Source organism: Citrobacter sp. RHBSTW-00017, from assembly GCF_013797615.1.
GTDB classification, from domain to species: Bacteria; Pseudomonadota; Gammaproteobacteria; order Enterobacterales; family Enterobacteriaceae; genus Citrobacter; species Citrobacter braakii.
In genome coordinates this window covers 4150020-4169943 of sequence record NZ_CP056899.1, presented here as the reverse complement: position 1 = coordinate 4169943, position 19924 = coordinate 4150020, and the positions used below count along the sequence as shown (strand labels likewise).

The window sequence follows — 19924 nt, the reverse complement described above, 5'->3', positions numbered from 1 at the left end:
TCAGGAGTAAAAGAGCCATGCCAAAACGTACAGACATAAAAAGTATCCTGATTCTGGGCGCGGGTCCGATCGTTATCGGTCAGGCGTGTGAGTTTGACTATTCCGGCGCGCAGGCTTGTAAAGCCCTGCGTGAAGAGGGTTACCGCGTTATTCTGGTGAACTCTAACCCGGCGACCATCATGACCGACCCGGAAATGGCCGATGCCACCTACATCGAGCCGATTCACTGGGAAGTGGTACGCAAAATCATTGAGAAAGAGCGCCCGGATGCGGTGCTGCCAACCATGGGCGGTCAGACGGCGCTGAACTGTGCGCTGGAGCTGGAACGCCAGGGCGTACTGGCTGAGTTCGGCGTGACCATGATTGGCGCGACGGCGGATGCCATTGATAAAGCGGAAGACCGTCGTCGCTTCGACATCGCGATGAAAAAAATCGGTCTCGATACCGCACGTTCAGGCATCGCTCACACCATGGAAGAAGCGCTGGCGGTTGCCGCTGACGTCGGCTTCCCGTGCATTATCCGTCCGTCCTTCACCATGGGTGGCACCGGCGGCGGTATCGCCTACAACCGCGAAGAGTTTGAAGAAATTTGCGAACGCGGTCTGGATCTTTCCCCAACCAACGAACTGCTGATTGATGAATCGCTGATTGGCTGGAAAGAGTACGAGATGGAAGTGGTGCGTGATAAAAACGACAACTGCATCATCGTCTGCTCCATCGAAAACTTCGACGCGATGGGCATCCATACCGGTGACTCCATCACCGTTGCGCCAGCCCAGACGCTGACCGACAAAGAATATCAAATCATGCGTAACGCCTCGATGGCGGTACTGCGTGAAATCGGCGTTGAAACCGGTGGTTCTAACGTCCAGTTTGCGGTAAACCCGAAAAACGGCCGTCTGATTGTTATCGAGATGAACCCGCGCGTCTCCCGCTCCTCGGCGCTGGCGTCCAAAGCAACCGGCTTCCCGATTGCTAAAGTCGCAGCCAAGCTGGCGGTAGGTTACACCCTCGACGAACTGATGAACGACATCACCGGCGGGCGGACTCCGGCTTCGTTTGAGCCGTCCATCGACTACGTTGTGACGAAAATTCCACGCTTCAACTTCGAGAAATTTGTTGGCGCTAACGACCGTCTGACCACCCAGATGAAATCTGTCGGTGAAGTGATGGCGATTGGCCGCACCCAGCAGGAGTCTCTGCAAAAAGCGCTGCGCGGTCTGGAAGTGGGCGCGACCGGCTTCGACCCGAAAGTAAGTCTGGATGACCCGGAAGCGCTGACCAAAATCCGCCGCGAGCTGAAAGACGCGGGTGCCGAGCGTATCTGGTACATCGCCGATGCTTTCCGTGCTGGCCTGTCCGTCGATGGCGTGTTCAACCTGACCAACATCGACCGCTGGTTCCTGGTGCAGATTGAAGAACTGGTGCGCCTGGAAGAAAAAGTCACAGACCTTGGCATCAACGGCCTCGACGCTGACTTCTTGCGCGTACTGAAGCGCAAAGGTTTCGCCGATGCGCGTCTGGCGAAACTGGCCGGCGTACGCGAAGCGGAAATCCGCAAGCTGCGTGACCAATATAACCTGCACCCGGTCTACAAGCGCGTGGATACCTGCGCGGCAGAATTTGCCACCGACACCGCTTACATGTACTCCACTTATGAAGACGAGTGCGAAGCGAATCCAACTCAGGATCGTGACAAGATTATGGTGCTGGGCGGGGGTCCAAACCGTATCGGTCAGGGCATTGAATTCGACTACTGCTGCGTACACGCCTCGCTGGCGCTGCGCGAAGACGGTTACGAGACCATCATGGTCAACTGTAACCCAGAAACCGTTTCTACCGACTACGATACCTCCGACCGTCTGTACTTCGAGCCGGTAACGCTGGAAGACGTGCTGGAAATCGTGCGCATCGAGAAGCCGAAAGGCGTTATCGTGCAGTACGGCGGCCAGACTCCGCTGAAGCTGGCGCGCGCGCTGGAAGCGGCAGGCGTGCCGGTTATCGGCACCAGCCCGGATGCTATCGACCGTGCGGAAGACCGTGAACGCTTCCAGCAGGCGGTTGACCGTCTGAAGCTGAAACAACCGGCGAACGCCACCGTGACCGCCATTGAAATGGCGGTTGAGAAGGCGAAAGAGATTGGTTACCCGCTGGTGGTGCGTCCGTCCTACGTTCTCGGCGGCCGCGCGATGGAAATCGTCTACGACGAAGCCGACCTGCGTCGCTACTTCCAGACCGCGGTCAGCGTTTCTAACGATGCGCCGGTACTGCTGGACCGTTTCCTTGATGACGCGGTTGAAGTGGACGTGGACGCCATCTGCGACGGCGAAATGGTGCTGATTGGCGGTATCATGGAGCACATCGAACAGGCGGGCGTGCACTCCGGTGACTCCGCATGTTCTCTGCCTGCGTATACCCTGAGCCAGGAAATTCAGGATGTGATGCGCCAGCAGGTGCAGAAACTGGCCTTCGAACTGCAGGTTCGCGGTCTGATGAACGTCCAGTTTGCGGTGAAGAATAACGAAGTTTACCTGATTGAAGTGAACCCGCGTGCGGCGCGTACCGTTCCGTTCGTCTCCAAGGCAACGGGCGTACCGTTGGCGAAAGTTGCAGCGCGCGTGATGGTCGGGAAAACGCTGGCACAGCAGGGCGTCACCAAAGAAGTTATCCCGCCGTACTACTCGGTAAAAGAAGTGGTGCTGCCGTTCAACAAGTTCCCGGGCGTTGATCCGCTGTTAGGGCCAGAAATGCGCTCTACTGGTGAGGTGATGGGCGTGGGCCGTACCTTCGCGGAAGCGTTCGCCAAGGCACAGCTCGGCAGCAGCTCCACCATGAAAAAACAGGGTCGTGCGCTGCTCTCCGTTCGCGAAGGCGATAAAGAGCGCGTGGTTGACCTGGCGGCGAAGCTGCTGAAGTTTGGTTTCGAGTTGGATGCGACGCACGGCACCGCGATTGTGCTGGGCGAAGCCGGTATCAATCCACGTCTGGTGAACAAGGTGCATGAAGGCCGTCCGCACATTCAGGACCGTATCAAGAATGGCGAGTACACTTACATCATCAACACTACCGAAGGCCGTCAGGCGATTGAAGACTCCAAGCTGATTCGCCGCAGCGCACTGCAGTACAAAGTGCATTATGACACCACCCTGAACGGCGGTTTCGCAACGGCGATGGCGCTGAATGCCGATGCTACCGAGAAGGTGACCTCGGTTCAGGAAATGCACGCGCAGATCAAAAAGTCATAAAAAAAAGGCCCGGTGATAATTGCGCTAACCGGGCCTGCAATATAATTGGGAAAGGGTTTCTGTAAAGAAACCCTTTTTTATCTCTCATAAGGTCATTCCTGGCCAACCGTGCTTTCATAACCACATTTTCAATGTAATAAGCACGATATTGCTCACACTAATCAACATTCAAGTCGCATACTATCCATTATATCCACAATTTTAATATGGCTTAGTTTTTATTTATTTGGACAGGCCGTAGCCAGATTTTTAATTTGTGAAATGGTGTGCTTATGTGTGAAAAATATGTTGAAAGACCGCTTTATTTGTTAATTGCTGACTGGATGATGGCTGAAGATCGTTGGATCACAGCAAAGGAAATTTCCCGCCATTTTGATATTGAACACTGCAAAGCAATTAATACGCTCTCTTATATTCTGTCGGAAGTGGGAGAAATTGTTTGTGAAGTTAAGATGATCCCTAATCAAATTGCAGGCCGCGGCTGCCAGTGCCAGCGTTTGGTGAAAGTCATCAGTATTGATTCTCATCTCTACAGACGATTGAATCACAATTTGCAGGAAAAAAAGGTGAGTGTGGCGAAAACGCCGCGACTGCCAGCGGTTCCCCCAACAGAGCTTAACCGTGAGCAGAAATGGCAGATGATGCTCTCCAAGAGCATGCGTCGATAATGGTGATTTGCCGGATCGGCGTGAGCGCTTCTCCGGCATAAGTTACCGTGCTGATTTTGGCTTTACGTCCGTCGTGCCTTTCAGGCGCGGCCGGTTTTTTTCGACCTGCGTTAATGGCAAGGTTTCGTGTAGTCCTGTTTGGCAGCGGATTACAAGGTCCTGATATTCTTTGGTGTTCAGCCGTTTCCAGTCCAGCTCCTGGTCCGTGACTTCACGCAGTACGCGAACCGGTGAACCAACCAGCATCTGCCTTGCCTCACCCTGAAATCCGGCTTTGACAAAGCTCATGGCGGCGACAATGCTCTCTTCGCCAATCACCGCACCGTCCATAATCACGCTGTTCATGCCAATCAGCGCATCTCTGCCCACCACGCAGCCGTGCAGGATTGCGCCATGGCCGATGTGTCCATTCTCATGCACGATAGTGTCGGTGTCGCAATAGCCGTGCATGATGCAGCCATCCTGCAGGTTAGAACCGGCTTCCAGAATCAGGCGACCATAGTCACCGCGCAATGAGGCGTGTGGACCAATATAAACCCCGGCCCCCACAATGACATCGCCAATCAGCACAGCGCTGGGATGGACATAGGCATCCGGATGAACCACCGGAATCAGGCCCTCAAAGGCGTAATAGCTCATTGTCTTATCTCGGTTTTATTGCCGGATTGCGGCGTAAATACCTTATCCGGCATAGGCACATTAACGACCTTTCCATACCGGATCGCGTTTTTCTGCAAATGCCTGTGGTCCTTCGAGCGCATCTTCCGAGTGCAGCACTGATGGATAGTGCTTCAGCACACCGCTGCGGATGTACCGGTAGCCTTCTTCCACCGGCATTTCGCTGGTCGCACGGTAAATCTCTTTCAGCGCGGCGATAGCCAGCGGGGCGCTATTTACCAGCTGCTGTGCCAGTTCGCGCGCGCTATCCATCAGTTCACTCTGGCTGACAACGCGGTTGACGATACCCCAGCGCAGTGCTTCTTCGGCGCTCATTCGTCTGCCGGTCATCACCATTTCGTTGACGATAGCTGGTGGCAGCAGTTTAGGTAGACGCAGTACGCCGCCGCTGTCAGGCACGATCCCGAGTTTTGCTTCCGGCAGCGCGAAGCTGGCATTTTCCGCACAGACGATAAAATCCGCCGCCAGCGCCAGCTCAAAACCGCCGCCAAACGCGTAGCCGTTTACCGCGGCGATGACCGGCTTATCGAGGTCGAAAATTTCGGTTAAACCAGCGAAGCCGCCTGGGCCAAAATCGGCATCTGGCGCTTCACCGTCGGCCGCCGCTTTTAAGTCCCAGCCCGCAGAAAAGAATTTCTCTCCGCCGCCGGTGATAATTGCTACGCGTAATTCCGGGTCATCACGAAAATTAAGAAAAGCTTCCCCCATTGCAAAGCTGGTTTTAGCGTCAATGGCATTGGCTTTAGGCCGGTCAAGGGTAATTTCCAGGATCGGGCCGTTACGGGTCAGATGTAATGATTCACTCATAGTTCATCTCCAGATAATTAGGTTTCCCGGCCGGAGGAATTCCGACCGGAGGGGTTATTTCAGATTTTTTTTGATTATTTTTCCTGAACAATTGCGCGGCAGGTCGGTTCTTATCTCCATAAAAGAAGGAACCTTGAATTTCGCCATATTGTTTTCGCAGAAGCTGAAGAACTCAGCTTCGCTTAATGTTTCACCCTCATTAAGGACGACAAAAGCTTTAATGGCTTCATCACGGATCGAGTCTTTAATACCGACAACCACAATGTCCTGAATTTTCGGATGCGCAGAAATAATATTTTCCAGCTCGACGCAGGAGACATTTTCCCCACCGCGTTTAATCATGTTGCAGCGTCTGTCGACGAAATAAAAAAAACCGTCCGCATCCTGGTAACCCGAATCACCGGTATGTAACCACCCTTCAGGTTCCAGCGCTTTGGCAGTAGCGTCGGGTTGCGCGTAGTACTCTTTGAAGATTGTTTTTCCCGGCACGCCTTTAATGCAAATTTCGCCAATTTCTCCGGCGGGCAGGGGACGGTTGTGATCGTCACGGATTTCGGCTTCATAGCTAAAACCCACGCGACCAATAGAGGGCCAGCGCCGTTTGTCTCCGGGGCGATCGCCAATAATGCCTACGATGGTTTCGGTCATACCGTAGGAGGTCAGTAGTCTGACGCCAAAGCGGTCGATAAAGGCATCTTTTTCCTGTTCGGATAAATTGAGATAGAACATCACTTCGCGCAGGTGATGCTGTCTGTCCGTTGGGGCTGCGGGTTGGACCATCAGCGTTCTGATCATCATCGGGATGCATTCGGTGACCGTCGCCTGATATCTACGCACCTGATCCCAGAACGCCCTGGCGCTGTACTTCTCCACCAGCACAAAGGTGCTGCCAGCGGAGAAGGCGGCCATGGCAGCCGTACACTGACAGTCAATATGAAAAGCGGGCATCACCGTCATATAGACGTCATCATCGCGCAGAGCGATTTGCCAGGAGGTGTAGTAGCCCGCAAAGCGCAGGTTGTAGTGGGTAATCACCACCCCTTTAGGCCGCGAGGTGGTGCCTGAGGTAAACAGAATTTCCGCCGTATCGTCAGTGGATAACGCAGGCGTATAGCACAGATTAGTCGACTGGCGGGCTTGCAGTTGGGTAAAGTGGCTCACGCCGTCGTCAACCGGAAGCTGCTCGCCAATCAGACAGATATGATTTAGCGGAGTGGTATTTTCCAGCCGTATCTGGCGGTACATAGGATAAAAATCGGCACTGGTGACCAGCAGGCTCACCTGGCTGTTTTGCAGGATCCAGGCGCTCTCTTCGCCCAGCAAGCGGGCATTAATCGGCACCATAATGGCGCCAATTTTTGCCAGTCCAAACCAGCAAAAGATAAATTCCGGACAGTTATCCAGATGCAGTGCGACCTTGTCGCCCTTGCGGATCCCTAAGGAATGGAAAAGGTTCGCCGTGCGGTTTATCTCTTCATTGAGCGAGGCATAGCTATACTGCCGAACGATTCCTTCGCAGGATTCGAAAATTAACGCCGTTTTATCTCCGTACACCCCGGCCAGGTCGTCCCACATCTGACGTAAGTTTTGTCCGCCAACGATATCCATAATGCTTTATCCACTGAAATCAGGCGTGAGCGCTAACCAACCAGCGGGTCAGCGCGTCGCGTTTATTCCTCAACTCTGGCCAGGCCTTTGCCGACCAGCTCATTTATGTCTGCTTCGCTATAACCAATGTTTTTCAGAATGGCGGCGGTATCCATGCCGTGTGACGGCATGCCACGCCAGATTTTCCCTGGGTTGTTTTTAAATTTCGGCATGATGTTCGGCCCTTTGCAGGTGCGGCCGTCCATCGTTTGCCACTGAGTAATGGATTCACGGGCAACGTACTGCGGGTTGCCTTCCAGTTCAGGAATGGTCAGTACCTTCGCGCAGGCGATATTCAGCTCAGCAAAGCGCGCCTGGACTTCGGCGATGGTGTGCGTTGCCAGCCAGGCGTCCAGTTTCTCTTCCACGAGCGGGCCGTAAGGGCATTCCACGCGATGGATAAGCTGGGTGCCTTCCGGGACTTCCGGTGTGCCAAGAATGTGGGCGAGGCCAATATCCTTGAAGCACTCGTTGATTTGCGTGATGCCGACCAGCTCCATGACGATATAGCCATCGGCGCATTTATAGAGACCGCAGCCAGCGTAATACGGGTCTTTGCCTTTGGTCATACGTGGACAAATTTCGCCACCGTTGAAGTAGTCCATCATGAAGTACTGACCCATACGCAGCATCACTTCGTACATGGCGATATCAATGCTTTCACCCTTACCCGTTTCGCGTACTTTGTGCAGGGCTGCCAGCGCTGCTGTCGTCGCGGTCATCCCGGAGAAATAATCGGCGGTGTACGGGAAGGCCGGCATCGGCTGATCAACATCACCGTTTTGGATCAGATAGCCGCTGAACGCCTGTGCGATGGTGTTATATGCCGGAAGATTGGTGTACTCCTCGGTACCAAACTGGCCGAAGCCGGAAAGGTGGGCGATAACCAGTTTTGGGTTATGTTCCCACAGCACGTCATCGGTAATGCCGCGGCGAGCAAAGGCCGGGCCTTTACTGGCTTCAATGAAAATATCGGTGGTTTCCATGAGCTTCAGAAACGCTTCCCGGCCTTCATCTTTGAAAATATTCAGCGACAGGGCGTGCAGGTTGCGGCGTGAGAGCTGTGGATAGTTAGGTTGCACGCGGATGGTATCGGCCCATGCGACGTTTTCAATCCAGATAACCTCAGCACCCCATTCGGCGAACATTTGTCCGGCGAACGGGCCGGCAATTTCGATCCCTGAAAAAACCACGCGTACCCCGGCAAGTGGGCCAAAGGTTGGCATTGGTAAATGATTCATAATTTTGCTCCTGGCATTTTTTGTAGGCCCGGTAGGCGCAGCGCCACCGGGCATGTTGCCGGATGGCGGCGTAAACGCCTTATCCGGCCTACGAATCGTGCTGAATTAGCGGTATTGCTTGAGTACCGCACGACCCAACGTCAGGATCTGCATTTCATCAGAGCCACCAGAAACACGGTCAACGCGCAGATCGCGCCAGAAACGCGTGATGCGATGGTTACCCGCGATACCTACACCGCCCAGCACCTGCATGGCGGTATCGACCACTTCAAACGCGGCGTTGGCGCAGAAGTATTTGCACATTGCCGCATCGCCCGAAGTGATGGTGCCGTTATCCGCTTTCCATGCCGCTTCAAGCAGCATGTTTTTCATGGAATTCAATTTGATCGCCATATGCGCGAACTTCTCCTGAATCAGCTGGAAGCGGCCGATCGTTTCGCCAAACTGCACGCGCTGATTGGCGTAGCGCGCGGCGTCTTCAAAAGCGCACATTGCCGTACCGTAGTTGGTCAGCGCGACGAGGAAACGTTCATGATCGAACTCTTCTTTCACGCGGTTGAAACCATTACCTTCCCGACCGAACATGTCTTTCTCGTCCAGTTCAACGTCGTCAAAGGTGATTTCACAGCAGCTATCCATGCGCAGACCGAGTTTCTCCAGCTTGTTGACCTTGATACCCGCTTTGCTCATGTCAACGAACCACTCGGTGTAAACAGGTTTATCCGGCGATGCACCATCTCTCGCCATAACCACGATGTACGGGGTATAGGCGCTACTGGTGATAAAGCACTTACTGCCATTAAGATAAACCTTACCATTTTTACGTGTATAAGTGGTTTTCAGGCTGCCAACATCCGATCCCGCTCCCGGTTCGGTGATGGCAGAGTTCCACATCTGCTTACCGGTTCCCTGGAACGCCATGATTTTATCGATTTGTTCCTGAGTCCCTTCACGCAGGAACGTGTTAAAACCGCCCGGTAACTGGTACAGCACATAGGTTGGTGCGCCCAGGCGTCCGAGTTCCATCCAGACTGCAGCGACGGTAACAAAACCCGCTTCCAGACCACCGTGTTCTTCCGGGATCAACAGACTATCAATGCCCATATCCGCCAGTGCTTTAACAAAACGCTCAGGGTAGACGCTGTCGCGATCGCACTCGGCAAAATAAGCTTCCCAGTTCTCACTGGCCATCAGTTCACGAATACCGGCGACAAACAGCTCCTGCTCGTCATTTAAGTTGAAATCCATCTTTCAGCCTCTTGATCAATTGGGTTAATTAGAATTACTTGTCTTTCCAGTGCACTTTGGCGTCTTTAATAAAGGACAGCGTCACCATGATGTTGACGAAGAACAGCGGACATCCTCCGGCGATAATCGCGGTCTGAATCGGCTTCAGACCACCCAGCGCCAGCAGAACGATACCGATGATGCCGACCAGAACGGACCAGCCGATACGCACTAACAGCGGCGGTTCTTCACCATCGCGGACTTCACGACAGGTGGACATCGCCAGGGTGTAAGAGCAGGCGTTAATCAGCGTCACGGTGGCAATAAAGCAGAGGATGAAGAAGCCCCACATGGTGGCAGTGCTGAGCGGTAAAGCAGCCCAGGTTTCGATAATGGCGCGCGCCACGCCGTGTTGTTCAATCAGCTGCGGGATGTTGAGAATGTTTTTATCCATCAGCAGTAGCGTGTTACTGCCAAGGACTGTCCACAGGATCCAGGTCGACGCAGTCAGGCCCAGCACCATCCCGAAGCACAGTTCACGGACGGTACGACCACGAGAAATACGGGCCAGGAAGATACTCATCTGGATGGCGTAAATGACCCACCACGCCCAGTAGAAGACGGTCCAGCCCTGTGGGAAGCCGCCTTTACCGATGGCATCGGTATAGAACAGCATGCGCGGCAGATACATCAACAGCATGCCGACGGAGTCGGTGAAGTAGTTCATGATGAAGCTGGCGCCGCTGACGATAAACACCCAGCCCAGCATCAGGAAGCTCAGATAGCTACGCACGTCGCTGGCGATCTTGACCCCTTTTTGCAGGCCGCAGGCCACGCAAATGGCGTTCAATATGATCCAGCAGGTAATGATGATTGCGTCGAGTTGCAGCGTATGCGGAATACCGAACAGATACTGCATGCACTCGGTTACCAGCGGAGTGGCCAGACCGAGGCTGGTACCCATCGCGAAGATCAGCGCCACCAGATAGAAGTTATCGACGATGGTGCCGAACAGCCCTTTCGCATGCTTCTCGCCCACTAACGGTACCAGCGTGGAGCTGGGACGGATGACGTCCATCTTGCGCACAAAGAAGAAGTAGGCGAAAGCCACAGAAAGGAAACTGTAGGTTGCCCACGGCAATGGTCCCCAGTGGAACAGGCTGTACGCCAGGCCCAGCTCTTTCGCGCCCGTGGAGTTAGGCGCGAGAGCAAACGGCGGGGTGGAGATGTAGTAGTAGATCTCGATGGAACCCCAGAACAGCACCGCGGCGGATGTACAGGAAGCGAACATCATAAAAATCCAGCTGGCGGTACTAAACTCTGGTTTTTCGTCGCCTAATTTCTTTTTGGCATACGGGCCAAAGACCAACCAGAACCAGCCGAAGAGCATGACGACCATATACCATTCAAATGCCCAGCCCCAGACATTGGTGACATAACTGAATACCGCATTAATAACGACGTTAGCGGCATCGAGATCTCTTACAGTTAGCCAACAAAGTATCCCAACTATTATTAATGGCGGAAAAAAAACCTTCGGTTCAATTCCCGATTTTCTCTTTTCATTTTTCATAAGTGAATTCCAGTGTGAAAACGAAACTTATTTAGCGTGCCCGTGCATGATCGTTTGTTTATTTATTATTAATGATTTGTTGATAACTTTTTAACCTCTGGGAGCGCCTCAGTGAGTAACCCATAATGAGTATTCATATCGGGTGGTTCTGTTATCTTCGTCACACTTTTTTATGCTGAGTAATTCGCTCAAAAATTTGATATTTTTTGTTTATAATCAATTGGTTGGATGTGGTTTTTTAACTTTTTTAAGTGACTGGCGTTCAATATTGTTGAACCCGCAGACAATATTGAAAATTTTCATATTTGACGTGATTCTTTCAATATTGGTGAGGTGCATAACACTATTGAAAGTTACGAATTTCAATGTGTGACATTTTCAATATTGGTGATTAAGGTTTTATTTCCGAATTAAAGAGCGTGATATCTGTATTTAACACTGCCGATATAAATACGTTTCCTTCATGATTTCTGGAGATGCAATGAAGATAATTACTTGCTACAAATGCGTACCTGATGAACAGGATATTGCGATTAATAATGCTGATGGTTCACTCGATTTCAGCAAAGCGGATGGCAAAATAAGCCAGTATGATCTGAATGCGATCGAAGCGGCTTGTCAGTTGAAACAACAGTCAGGAGAGGCCCTGGTTGTGGCCATGAGCGTCGGCGGCAAAGCGCTGACCAATGCAAAAGGGCGAAAAGATGTGCTTTCCCGTGGCCCAGATGAACTGATTGTTGTTATTGACGAGCAATTTGAGCAGGCGCTGCCACAACAAACTGCCAGCGCGCTGGCTGCCGCCGCGCAAAAAGCAGGTTTCGATCTGCTTATTTGCGGTGACGGTTCTTCCGATCTTTATGCTCAGCAGGTTGGTCTGCTGGTGGGCGAAGCGCTGAACATTCCGGCGATTAACGGCGTGAGTAAAATCCTCTCTCTTACTGACAGCACTTTGACGGTAGAGCGTGAACTGGAAGATGAAGTCGAAACTCTGAGCATTCCGCTTCCGGCGGTGATCGCGGTCTCAACGGACATCAATACCCCACAAATCCCTTCGATGAAAGCCATTCTTGGCGCGGCGAAAAAACCGGTTCAGGTCTGGTCGCCGGCAGACATTGGCCTGAACAGCGCGCAGGCATATTCCGAACAACACGTTGCTGCACCGAAGCAGCGCGAGCGTCAGCGCGTTGTAATTGAAGGTGACGGTGAAGAACAGATTGCCGCATTTGTCGAGAATCTTCGCAAAATCATTTAATTATCAGGGGATGTTATGAACAAATTTTCCAGTATCTGGGTATTCAGCGATACCCCTTCTCGTCTGCCGGAACTGATGAATGGTGCGCAGGCTTTAGGTGAAAAAGTTAACACGTTTGTGCTGAGTGAAGCGGACTGCGCGACGGCATGCCATTTAGGCGCAGATGATGTCTGGTTACTCAGCGGCAAACCAGAAGAGCGTATGGTCGAAGACTACGCTGATGTGATGGCCGAAACTATTCGTCAGCACAGCGAGGGCGGGGCGGTGCTGCTGCCAAATACGCGTCGCGGCAAGCTGTTAGCGGCAAAACTGGGTTTTCGCTTGTCGGCAGCGGTCTCCAACGACGCCAGTGCAGTCGCCGTGCAGGACGGAAAAGCGGCGGTAAAACATATGGTCTACGGCGGCCTGGCGATGGGGGCAGAAACAATCGCTTCACCGTTCGCCGTGATAACGCTCAGCAGTGGAACGTTTGACGCGCAGCAACCGGATACCGCCCGCAGCGGCGAGGTGCACAGTGTGTCATGGCAGGCTCCGGCTGTAGCCGTTACTCGTACGGCAACTCAGGCACGTCAGAGCAACAGCGTCGATCTCGACAAAGCCCGTCTGGTGGTCAGCGTGGGACGCGGGATCGGCAGCAAAGAAAATATCTCGCTGGCGGAGGCGCTGTGCCAGACGATTGGTGCCGAGCTGGCGTGCTCCCGTCCGGTGGCGGAAAACGAGAAGTGGATGGAACATGAACGCTACGTCGGCATCTCCAACCTGATGCTCAAGCCGGAACTGTATCTGGCCGTGGGGATCTCCGGGCAGATCCAACATATGGTCGGCGCCAACGGCGCGCAGACGATTTTCGCCATCAACAAAGATAAAAATGCGCCGATCTTCCAGTATGCGGATTTTGGCATCGTTGGCGATGCGCTGAAGATCCTGCCTGCGCTGACGGCTGCTTTAGCGCGTTAAACCATTTCGGGCAGGATGCGAAGGTGTCCTGCCGCTGACAGGAGTACGTATGTCCGAAGATATCTTTGATGCCATCATCGTGGGTGCAGGTCTGGCGGGTTCGGTTGCGGCGCTGGTGCTGGCTCGGGAGGGCGCACAGGTGCTGGTTATCGAGCGCGGCAATTCTGCTGGCGCGAAGAATGTCACCGGTGGGCGCATGTATGCGCATAGCCTGGAGAACATCATTCCCGGCTTTGCTGAGCAGGCCCCCATTGAACGCATCATCACCCACGAAAAACTCGCCTTTATGACCGACAAAGGGGCGATGACCATCGACTATTGCAACGGCGAAGACGCCAAATCGTCGCAGGTTTCTTACTCTGTCTTACGCAGTAAATTTGACGCCTGGCTGATGGAACAGGCCGAAGAGGCGGGCGCTCAGCTCATCACCGGTATCCGCGTGGATAACGTTGTGCAGCGCGAGGGCAAAGTCGTGGGCGTGGAAGCCGATGGCGATATTCTGGAAGCCAAAGTAGTGATCCTTGCCGACGGAGTGAATTCTCTGTTGGCTGAAAAGTTGGGTATGGCAAAGCGCGTCGAGGCATCGCATGTTGCCGTCGGCGTAAAAGAGCTGATCGAGTTGCCGAAATCGGTAATTGAAGATCGTTTCCAGTTACAAGGGAACGAAGGGGCTGCCTGTCTGTTTGCCGGATCGCCCACCGATGGGTTGATGGGTGGTGGCTTTCTCTATACGAATGAAACGACCCTTTCTCTGGGGCTGGTCTGCGGCCTTCATCATCTGAAAGATGCGAAAAAATCGGTTCCGCAAATGCTGGAAGATTTCAAACAGCATCCGGCGGTTGCCCCGCTGATCGCCGGTGGCAAGCTGGTGGAATATGCCGCGCACGTCGTACCGGAAGCCGGTATCAACATGCAGCCAGAACTGGTGGGGGACGGCGTATTGATTGCTGGTGACGCTGCCGGAATGTGTATGAACCTAGGCTTTACCATTCGCGGTATGGATCTCGCCATATCCGCAGGTGAAGCGGCGGCGAAAACGGTACTTTCCGCAATGAAGCGCGACGATTTTAGCAAGCAGTCGCTGGAGGAATACCGCCAGCATCTGGACGAAGGCCCGATGCGCGATATGCGCATGTATCAAAAGCTACCCGCTTTTCTTGATAACCCACGCATGTTTACCGCTTATCCGGAAATGGCGGTCAGTATTGCGCGCGACCTGTTCACCGTGGATGGTTCGGCACCGGTGCCAATGCGTAAAAAAATCCTACGCCATGCGAAGAAAGTGGGCTTCATCAACCTGATGAAAGATGGCCTGAAAGGAGTGACCGTATTATGACATCTCCCGTCAACGTGGACGTCAAACTGGGCGTCAATAAGTTCAATGTGGATGAAGATAGTCCGCATATCATTCTCAAAACCGATCCTGATAAACAGGCGCTGGAGGTGCTGATTAAGGCCTGTCCGGCTGGCCTGTATAAAAAGCAGGATGACGGTAGCGTACGTTTTGATTATGCCGGATGCCTGGAATGCGGAACGTGCCGCATTCTCGGACTGGATACAGCGCTGGAAAAATGGGAATACCCGCGTGGGACGTTTGGCGTGGAGTTCCGCTACGGCTAAACCTGGTGCCGGATGGCGGCTTCGCCTTATCCGGCCTACAGGAACAATGCGTAGGCCTGATAAGCGTAACGTCATCAGGCATTAAGTTAAAATAAAACAGGACATAACCATGCAGCAGCCCAGGAACTTTGATGACATCAAATTCACCTCTATTCACCGCCGGATAATGCTGTGGGGAAGCGGTGGGCCGTTTCTGGATGGTTATGTGCTGGTGATGATTGGCGTGGCACTGGAACAGCTCACGCCAGCATTGAAACTGGATGCGCAGTGGATTGGTCTGCTGGGCGCCGGTACGCTCGCGGGGCTGTTTGTGGGGACGTCGCTGTTTGGCTACATCTCCGACAAGGTCGGGCGGCGCAAAATGTTCATTATCGATATTATCGCCATTGGCGTGATATCGGCGGCAACCATGTTTGTCTCCTCGCCCGTTGAGTTGTTGGTAATGCGCGTGCTGATCGGCATTGTAATTGGTGCCGACTACCCAATCGCCACCTCGATGATCACCGAGTTTTCCAATACCCGCCAGCGCGCTTTCTCCATCGGTTTTATCGCCGCTATGTGGTATGTCGGCGCCACCTGTGCCGATCTGGTCGGCTACTGGTTGTATGATGTTGAGGGCGGATGGCGCTGGATGTTGGGCAGCGCGGTGATCCCCTGCATTTTGATCCTGATTGGGCGTTTCGATCTTCCTGAATCGCCGCGCTGGCTGCTGCGTAAAGGTCGGGTGAAAGAGTGTGAGGAGATGATGATCAAACTGTTCGGTGAACCGGTGGTGTTCGACGAAGAAGCGCCGCAGGAGACGCGCTTTCTTCAGCTATTTAATCGCCGTCATTTCCCGTTTGTGCTGTTTGTCGCCGCTATCTGGACTTGTCAGGTGATCCCGATGTTTGCCATTTATACTTTTGGTCCGCAGATTGTGGGGCTGCTGGGGCTTGGTGCCGGGAAAAGCGCCGCGTTGGGAAATGTGGTAATCAGCTTGTGCTTTATGTTGGGATGCATTCCTCCCATGTTCTGGCTTAATAGCGCGGGCCGACGACCGCTGTTAATTGGCAGCTTCATTATGATGACGCTGGCGCTGGCCGTGCTGGGGTTAATCCCTGATATGGGCGCGTGGCTGGTGGTGCTGGCGTTTGCCGTATACGCATTTTTCTCTGGGGGACCAGGAAACCTGCAATGGCTATACCCTAACGAACTGTTTCCCACCGATATTCGTGCGTCTGCCGTCGGGGTGATTATGTCCTTAAGCCGTATCGGCACCATTGTTTCAACCTGGGCGCTACCAGTGTTCATCACCAAATACGGGATCAGTAATGTCATGTTGATGGGGGCGGGAATTTCGCTGATCGGCCTGCTCGTGTCCATCGCTTTCGCCCCGGAAACGCGAGGCCTGACGCTGGCGCAAACCAGCCAAATGACGATCCGCAGTAAACCCGTGACCAGGACGGGTTATTAGGAGTGTTCTGTATTTTCCCTGCAACTCAGTCAGTTAGCCTACAGTTAACGGGTATATCACTGAAAACGACTGAAAAGCAGGGAGAACACCATGCAAAAACATATTCTGATCACCTCTATTTTTACCGCAGCAGCACTGTTCACCGTAGCCGGTTGCTCCTCGAACCAGGCGGTTAAAACTACCGATGGCAAAACAATCGTGACCGACGGCAAACCGCAAATCGATGATGATACAGGCCTGGTGTCGTACAAAAATGCGCAAACGGGTAAGACGGAACAAATTAACCGCGATCAGGTTAAAGATATGAGCGAACTGGATAACTAGTTCAGTTTTCTCCATTCAACCACTCAATAATATTGACTGTTAGCCTGCGGATTAACTGACTAAACTCACTGTTATTACAATAATGCAGTGAAACAGGCTAATCATGATCCTCATCATTTATGCGCATCCCTATCCGCAGCACTCGCATGCGAATAAGCGGATGCTTGAACAGGCAAGGATGCTGGAGGGCGTGGAGATCCGCTCGCTCTACCAGCTCTACCCCGACTTCAATATCGATATTGCCGCTGAACAGGATGCGCTGGCGCGCGCTGATTTGATTATCTGGCAGCATCCTATGCAATGGTATAGCACACCTCCCTTACTCAAGCTGTGGATGGATAAGGTCCTTTCGCACGGTTGGGCATATGGCCACGGCGGGACTGCGCTCCACGGTAAACATCTGCTGTGGGCAGTGACGACCGGCGGCGGCGAAAACCACTTTGATATTGGCTCCCATCCCGGATTTGATGTGCTTTCCCAGCCCTTACAGGCAACAGCGCTCTACTGTGGTCTCAAATGGCTGCCGCCGTTTGCGATGCACTGTACGTTTATCTGTGATGATGAAACTCTGCAGGCGCAGGCGCGTCATTACAAACAGCGTCTGTTGGAGTGGCAGGAGGTTCATCATGGATAACCATACGCTAATACAGGCGCTGATTTATCTCGGATCGGCGGCGCTGATTGTCCCCATTGCCGTGCGACTGGGGCTAGGATCAGTGCTGGGGTATCTCATCGCAGGGTGCATTATTGGACCATGGGGTCTGAGGATGGTGACTGACGCTGAATCAATCCTGCATTTTGCGGAGAACGGCGTGGTGCTGATGCTGTTTGTCATCGGTCTGGAGCTGGATCCGCAACGTTTGTGGAAACTGCGGGCCTCGGTGTTCGGTGGTGGTGCGCTGCAGATGGTGGTTTGCGGCGGTCTGATTGGTTTGTTCTGTATGTTCCTCGGCCTGCGCTGGCAGGTCGCGGAACTGATCGGCATGACGCTGGCGCTTTCCTCCACGGCTATTGCTATGCAGGCAATGAATGAGCGGAACCTGATGGTTTCGCAAATGGGACGCAGCGCGTTTGCCGTGCTGCTGTTCCAGGATATCGCCGCTATTCCTCTGGTGGCGATGATCCCATTACTTGCGGCGAGCGGAGCATCGACAACGCTTGGAGCGTTTGCGCTCTCCGCCCTTAAGGTGGCGAGCGCCCTGGTGCTGGTGGTGTTGCTGGGGCGTTATGTGACGCGTCCGGCCTTGCGTTTTGTCGCTCGTTCTGGCCTGCGGGAAGTATTCAGTGCCGTTGCGCTGTTCCTCGTTTTTGGCTTCGGTCTGCTGTTGGAAGAGGTTGGACTGTCGATGGCGATGGGGGCGTTCCTGGCTGGCGTGCTGCTGGCAAGCTCTGAGTATCGTCACGCGCAGGAAAGCGATATCGAGCCATTTAAAGGGCTGCTGCTGGGACTGTTTTTCATCGGCGTCGGGATGTCTATCGACTTTGGTACGCTGATTGATAATCCCTTGCGCATTATCATTCTGTTGGTCGGTTTCCTGGTTATCAAAACCGTCATGCTGTGGCTGATAGCGAAACCCTTACAGGTGCCGAACAAGCAGCGCAGATGGTTTGCCGTGTTATTAGGGCAGGGCAGTGAGTTTGCCTTCGTGGTGTTTGGCGCGGCGCAAATGGCAAACGTGCTTGATCCTGATTGGGCGAAATCTCTGACGCTGGCGGTGGCGCTGTCGATGGCGGCGACGCCGATTTTACTGGTAATTCTGACGCGTCTGGAAAAATCGGCGACCGGTGAAGAGCGGGAAGCAGATGAAATCGACGAGGAACAACCTCGGGTGATCATCGCCGGGTTTGGGCGATTTGGTCAGATAACCGGTCGTCTGTTGTTGTCGAGCGGGGTCAAAATGGTGGTTCTTGATCATGACCCGGACCATATCGAAACGCTGCGTAAATTCGGCATGAAGGTTTTCTATGGCGATGCGACGCGGATGGATCTGCTGGAGTCTGCCGGGGCGGCTAAAGCTGAAGTTATTATTAACGCCATTGACGATCCGCAAACCAGCCTGCAACTGACCGAAATGGTGAAACAGTATTTCCCGCATCTGCAAATTATTGCCCGTGCGCGCGACGTGGATCATTACATCCGCCTGCGCCAGGCTGGCGTGGAGATGCCGGAACGTGAAACCTTTGAGGGCGCGCTGAAGACCGGACGTCTGGCACTGGAAGGTCTTGGGCTTGGACGCTATGAAGCGCGTGAGCGGGCCGATGTATTCCGCCGCTTCAACACGCTGATGGTTGAGGAGATGGTGAAAGGGGAAAATGACGCAACGTCCCGCGCGGCGGTATATAAACGCACCAGCGAAATGCTGAGTGAAATTATTTCGGAAGATCGTCAGCACTTATCATTAATTCAACGCCATGGCTGGCAAGGCACGGATGAAGGTAAGCATACGGGCGACGTCGCCGATGAGCCGGAAGTGAAACCGTCAGCATAGGGTAAAAAATGTGATGTTCTGCAAACTTTACTGCTAATTGGCTGTTTTTGAACTACTGTAATGCTGGCGTACCACCTTAAATAGGTCGGTTCGCCAGCAGAACGGAAAATTTTCATGCTCATCCTCTTTCCGCCAGTCGACGAAAGATTGCGCTTTCCGTATAGTGGCGACAATTTTTTTGTATCCGGGAAACATTCAATGATCAGTCTGATTGCGGCGTTAGCGGTAGATCGCGTCATCGGTATGGAAAATGCCATGCCATGGAACCTACCTGCCGATCTCGCCTGGTTTAAACGTAATACCTTAAACAAGCCGGTTGTCATGGGACGCCACACGTGGGAATCCATCGGGCGACCGTTGCCAGGGCGTAAAAATATCGTCATCAGCAGCAAGCCTGGCACCGACGATCGCGTGCAGTGGGTGAAGTCTGTTGAGGAAGCGATCGCGGCCTGTGGCGATGAACCTGAAATTATGGTTATTGGCGGTGGACGTGTGTATGAGCAGTTCCTGCCGAAAGCGCAGAAACTGTATCTGACACACATTGATGCGGAAGTTGAAGGGGATACGCATTTCCCGGACTACGAACCGGATGACTGGGAATCAGTGTTCAGTGAATTCCACGATGCTGACGCGCAAAACTCCCACAGCTACTGCTTCGAGATTTTGGAACGTCGTTAATGTGGATGCCTGATGGCGTTGCGCTAATCAGGCCTACAGATTGTACATTCGTCTGCCGGATTAGG

General features: G+C 53.3%; 17 protein-coding genes. 11 read left to right on the top strand and 6 right to left on the bottom strand.

The features are described 5' to 3' along the window. Positions 1 to 17: 17 nt before the first annotated feature. Entirely contained in the window at positions 18 to 3245 is a 3228-nt protein-coding gene (gene carB, locus HV037_RS20110) for a carbamoyl-phosphate synthase large subunit (RefSeq protein ID WP_016151650.1), read from the top strand. 272 nt (positions 3246 to 3517) lie between these two features. Beyond that, positions 3518 to 3913 carry a carnitine metabolism transcriptional regulator CaiF gene (gene caiF, locus HV037_RS20105; protein ID WP_016151651.1) on the top strand — a complete coding sequence of 132 codons (396 nt, stop codon included), beginning with the start codon at positions 3518 to 3520 and terminating at the stop codon, positions 3911 to 3913. 42 nt (positions 3914 to 3955) lie between these two features. On the opposite strand, the gene caiE is transcribed toward caiF, so the two are convergent. The 6 genes from caiE to caiT form a co-directional block, all read right to left on the bottom strand. After that, entirely contained in the window at positions 3956 to 4552 is a 597-nt protein-coding gene (gene caiE / locus HV037_RS20100) for a carnitine operon protein CaiE (RefSeq protein WP_049042508.1), read from the bottom strand. A gap of 60 nt (positions 4553 to 4612) precedes the next feature. Then, on the bottom strand, positions 4613 to 5398 hold the full coding sequence (gene caiD, locus HV037_RS20095; RefSeq protein WP_019078347.1) for a crotonobetainyl-CoA hydratase: 786 nt from the start codon (positions 5396 to 5398) through the stop codon (positions 4613 to 4615). Between the two features lie 54 nt (positions 5399 to 5452). Then, entirely contained in the window at positions 5453 to 7006 is a 1554-nt protein-coding gene (caiC, locus tag HV037_RS20090; protein WP_103283467.1) for a crotonobetaine/carnitine-CoA ligase, read from the bottom strand. A 62-nt stretch (positions 7007 to 7068) separates the two neighbouring features. Beyond that, positions 7069 to 8286 (bottom strand): L-carnitine CoA-transferase, encoded by a 1218-nt coding sequence (caiB, locus tag HV037_RS20085; protein WP_019078349.1) that lies wholly within the window; start codon positions 8284 to 8286, stop codon positions 7069 to 7071. 105 nt (positions 8287 to 8391) lie between these two features. Beyond that, positions 8392 to 9534, bottom strand: a complete 1143-nt coding sequence (gene caiA / locus HV037_RS20080; protein WP_003018898.1) for a crotonobetainyl-CoA dehydrogenase — start codon at positions 9532 to 9534, stop codon at positions 8392 to 8394. A 34-nt stretch (positions 9535 to 9568) separates the two neighbouring features. Then, the gene (gene caiT / locus HV037_RS20075) at positions 9569 to 11086 is read right to left on the bottom strand and encodes an L-carnitine/gamma-butyrobetaine antiporter (protein WP_019078351.1); all 1518 of its coding nucleotides are present in this window, start codon (positions 11084 to 11086) and stop codon (positions 9569 to 9571) included. 481 nt (positions 11087 to 11567) lie between these two features. Between caiT and HV037_RS20070 the strand changes: the two genes are divergently transcribed. From HV037_RS20070 to folA, 9 genes are all read left to right on the top strand, one after another. Next, positions 11568 to 12338: an electron transfer flavoprotein FixA gene (locus HV037_RS20070; RefSeq protein ID WP_101700367.1), complete on the top strand. Its 771-nt coding sequence runs from the start codon at positions 11568 to 11570 to the stop codon at positions 12336 to 12338. A 15-nt stretch (positions 12339 to 12353) separates the two neighbouring features. Further along, on the top strand, positions 12354 to 13295 hold the full coding sequence (locus tag HV037_RS20065) for an electron transfer flavoprotein subunit alpha/FixB family protein (protein WP_101700368.1): 942 nt from the start codon (positions 12354 to 12356) through the stop codon (positions 13293 to 13295). Between the two features lie 49 nt (positions 13296 to 13344). Continuing rightward, positions 13345 to 14631 (top strand): FAD-dependent oxidoreductase, encoded by a 1287-nt coding sequence (locus tag HV037_RS20060; RefSeq protein WP_016151658.1) that lies wholly within the window; start codon positions 13345 to 13347, stop codon positions 14629 to 14631. Beyond that, complete coding sequence (gene fixX / locus HV037_RS20055; protein ID WP_000203736.1) at positions 14628 to 14915, top strand: ferredoxin-like protein FixX; 288 nt, start codon at positions 14628 to 14630, stop codon at positions 14913 to 14915. The genes HV037_RS20060 and fixX overlap by 4 nt, the downstream gene beginning before the upstream one ends. Before the next feature lie 109 nt (positions 14916 to 15024). Next, entirely contained in the window at positions 15025 to 16368 is a 1344-nt protein-coding gene (locus HV037_RS20050; protein ID WP_016151659.1) for an MFS transporter, read from the top strand. A gap of 90 nt (positions 16369 to 16458) precedes the next feature. Further along, positions 16459 to 16692 (top strand): YgdI/YgdR family lipoprotein, encoded by a 234-nt coding sequence (locus HV037_RS20045; protein WP_103283468.1) that lies wholly within the window; start codon positions 16459 to 16461, stop codon positions 16690 to 16692. Positions 16693 to 16795: 103 nt separating this feature from the next. Beyond that, complete coding sequence (kefF, locus tag HV037_RS20040) at positions 16796 to 17326, top strand: glutathione-regulated potassium-efflux system oxidoreductase KefF (RefSeq protein ID WP_016151660.1); 531 nt, start codon at positions 16796 to 16798, stop codon at positions 17324 to 17326. Further along, positions 17319 to 19181, top strand: coding sequence for a glutathione-regulated potassium-efflux system protein KefC (gene kefC / locus HV037_RS20035; protein WP_181500137.1), 1863 nt, complete (start codon positions 17319 to 17321; stop codon positions 19179 to 19181). The genes kefF and kefC overlap by 8 nt, the downstream gene beginning before the upstream one ends. A gap of 198 nt (positions 19182 to 19379) precedes the next feature. Further along, positions 19380 to 19859, top strand: a complete 480-nt coding sequence (gene folA / locus HV037_RS20030) for a type 3 dihydrofolate reductase (RefSeq protein WP_016151662.1) — start codon at positions 19380 to 19382, stop codon at positions 19857 to 19859. The last annotated feature ends 65 nt before the right edge of the window (positions 19860 to 19924 follow it).

What these genes read in the sequence shown, in the direction of transcription:
- caiC (WP_103283467.1), bottom strand. Translation starts at nt 7,006, where the DNA reads ATGGATATCGTTGGCGGACAAAACTTACGTCAGATGTGGGACGACCTG.
- caiE (WP_049042508.1), bottom strand. Translation starts at nt 4,552, where the DNA reads ATGAGCTATTACGCCTTTGAGGGCCTGATTCCGGTGGTTCATCCGGAT.
- caiT (WP_019078351.1), bottom strand. Translation starts at nt 11,086, where the DNA reads ATGAAAAATGAAAAGAGAAAATCGGGAATTGAACCGAAGGTTTTTTTT.
- HV037_RS20050 (WP_016151659.1), top strand. Translation starts at nt 15,025, where the DNA reads ATGCAGCAGCCCAGGAACTTTGATGACATCAAATTCACCTCTATTCAC.
- fixX (WP_000203736.1), top strand. Translation starts at nt 14,628, where the DNA reads ATGACATCTCCCGTCAACGTGGACGTCAAACTGGGCGTCAATAAGTTC.
- HV037_RS20070 (WP_101700367.1), top strand. Translation starts at nt 11,568, where the DNA reads ATGAAGATAATTACTTGCTACAAATGCGTACCTGATGAACAGGATATT.
- HV037_RS20060 (WP_016151658.1), top strand. Translation starts at nt 13,345, where the DNA reads ATGTCCGAAGATATCTTTGATGCCATCATCGTGGGTGCAGGTCTGGCG.
- kefF (WP_016151660.1), top strand. Translation starts at nt 16,796, where the DNA reads ATGATCCTCATCATTTATGCGCATCCCTATCCGCAGCACTCGCATGCG.
- carB (WP_016151650.1), top strand. Translation starts at nt 18, where the DNA reads ATGCCAAAACGTACAGACATAAAAAGTATCCTGATTCTGGGCGCGGGT.
- caiB (WP_019078349.1), bottom strand. Translation starts at nt 8,286, where the DNA reads ATGAATCATTTACCAATGCCAACCTTTGGCCCACTTGCCGGGGTACGC.
- HV037_RS20045 (WP_103283468.1), top strand. Translation starts at nt 16,459, where the DNA reads ATGCAAAAACATATTCTGATCACCTCTATTTTTACCGCAGCAGCACTG.
- caiA (WP_003018898.1), bottom strand. Translation starts at nt 9,534, where the DNA reads ATGGATTTCAACTTAAATGACGAGCAGGAGCTGTTTGTCGCCGGTATT.
- kefC (WP_181500137.1), top strand. Translation starts at nt 17,319, where the DNA reads ATGGATAACCATACGCTAATACAGGCGCTGATTTATCTCGGATCGGCG.
- HV037_RS20065 (WP_101700368.1), top strand. Translation starts at nt 12,354, where the DNA reads ATGAACAAATTTTCCAGTATCTGGGTATTCAGCGATACCCCTTCTCGT.
- caiD (WP_019078347.1), bottom strand. Translation starts at nt 5,398, where the DNA reads ATGAGTGAATCATTACATCTGACCCGTAACGGCCCGATCCTGGAAATT.
- folA (WP_016151662.1), top strand. Translation starts at nt 19,380, where the DNA reads ATGATCAGTCTGATTGCGGCGTTAGCGGTAGATCGCGTCATCGGTATG.
- caiF (WP_016151651.1), top strand. Translation starts at nt 3,518, where the DNA reads ATGTGTGAAAAATATGTTGAAAGACCGCTTTATTTGTTAATTGCTGAC.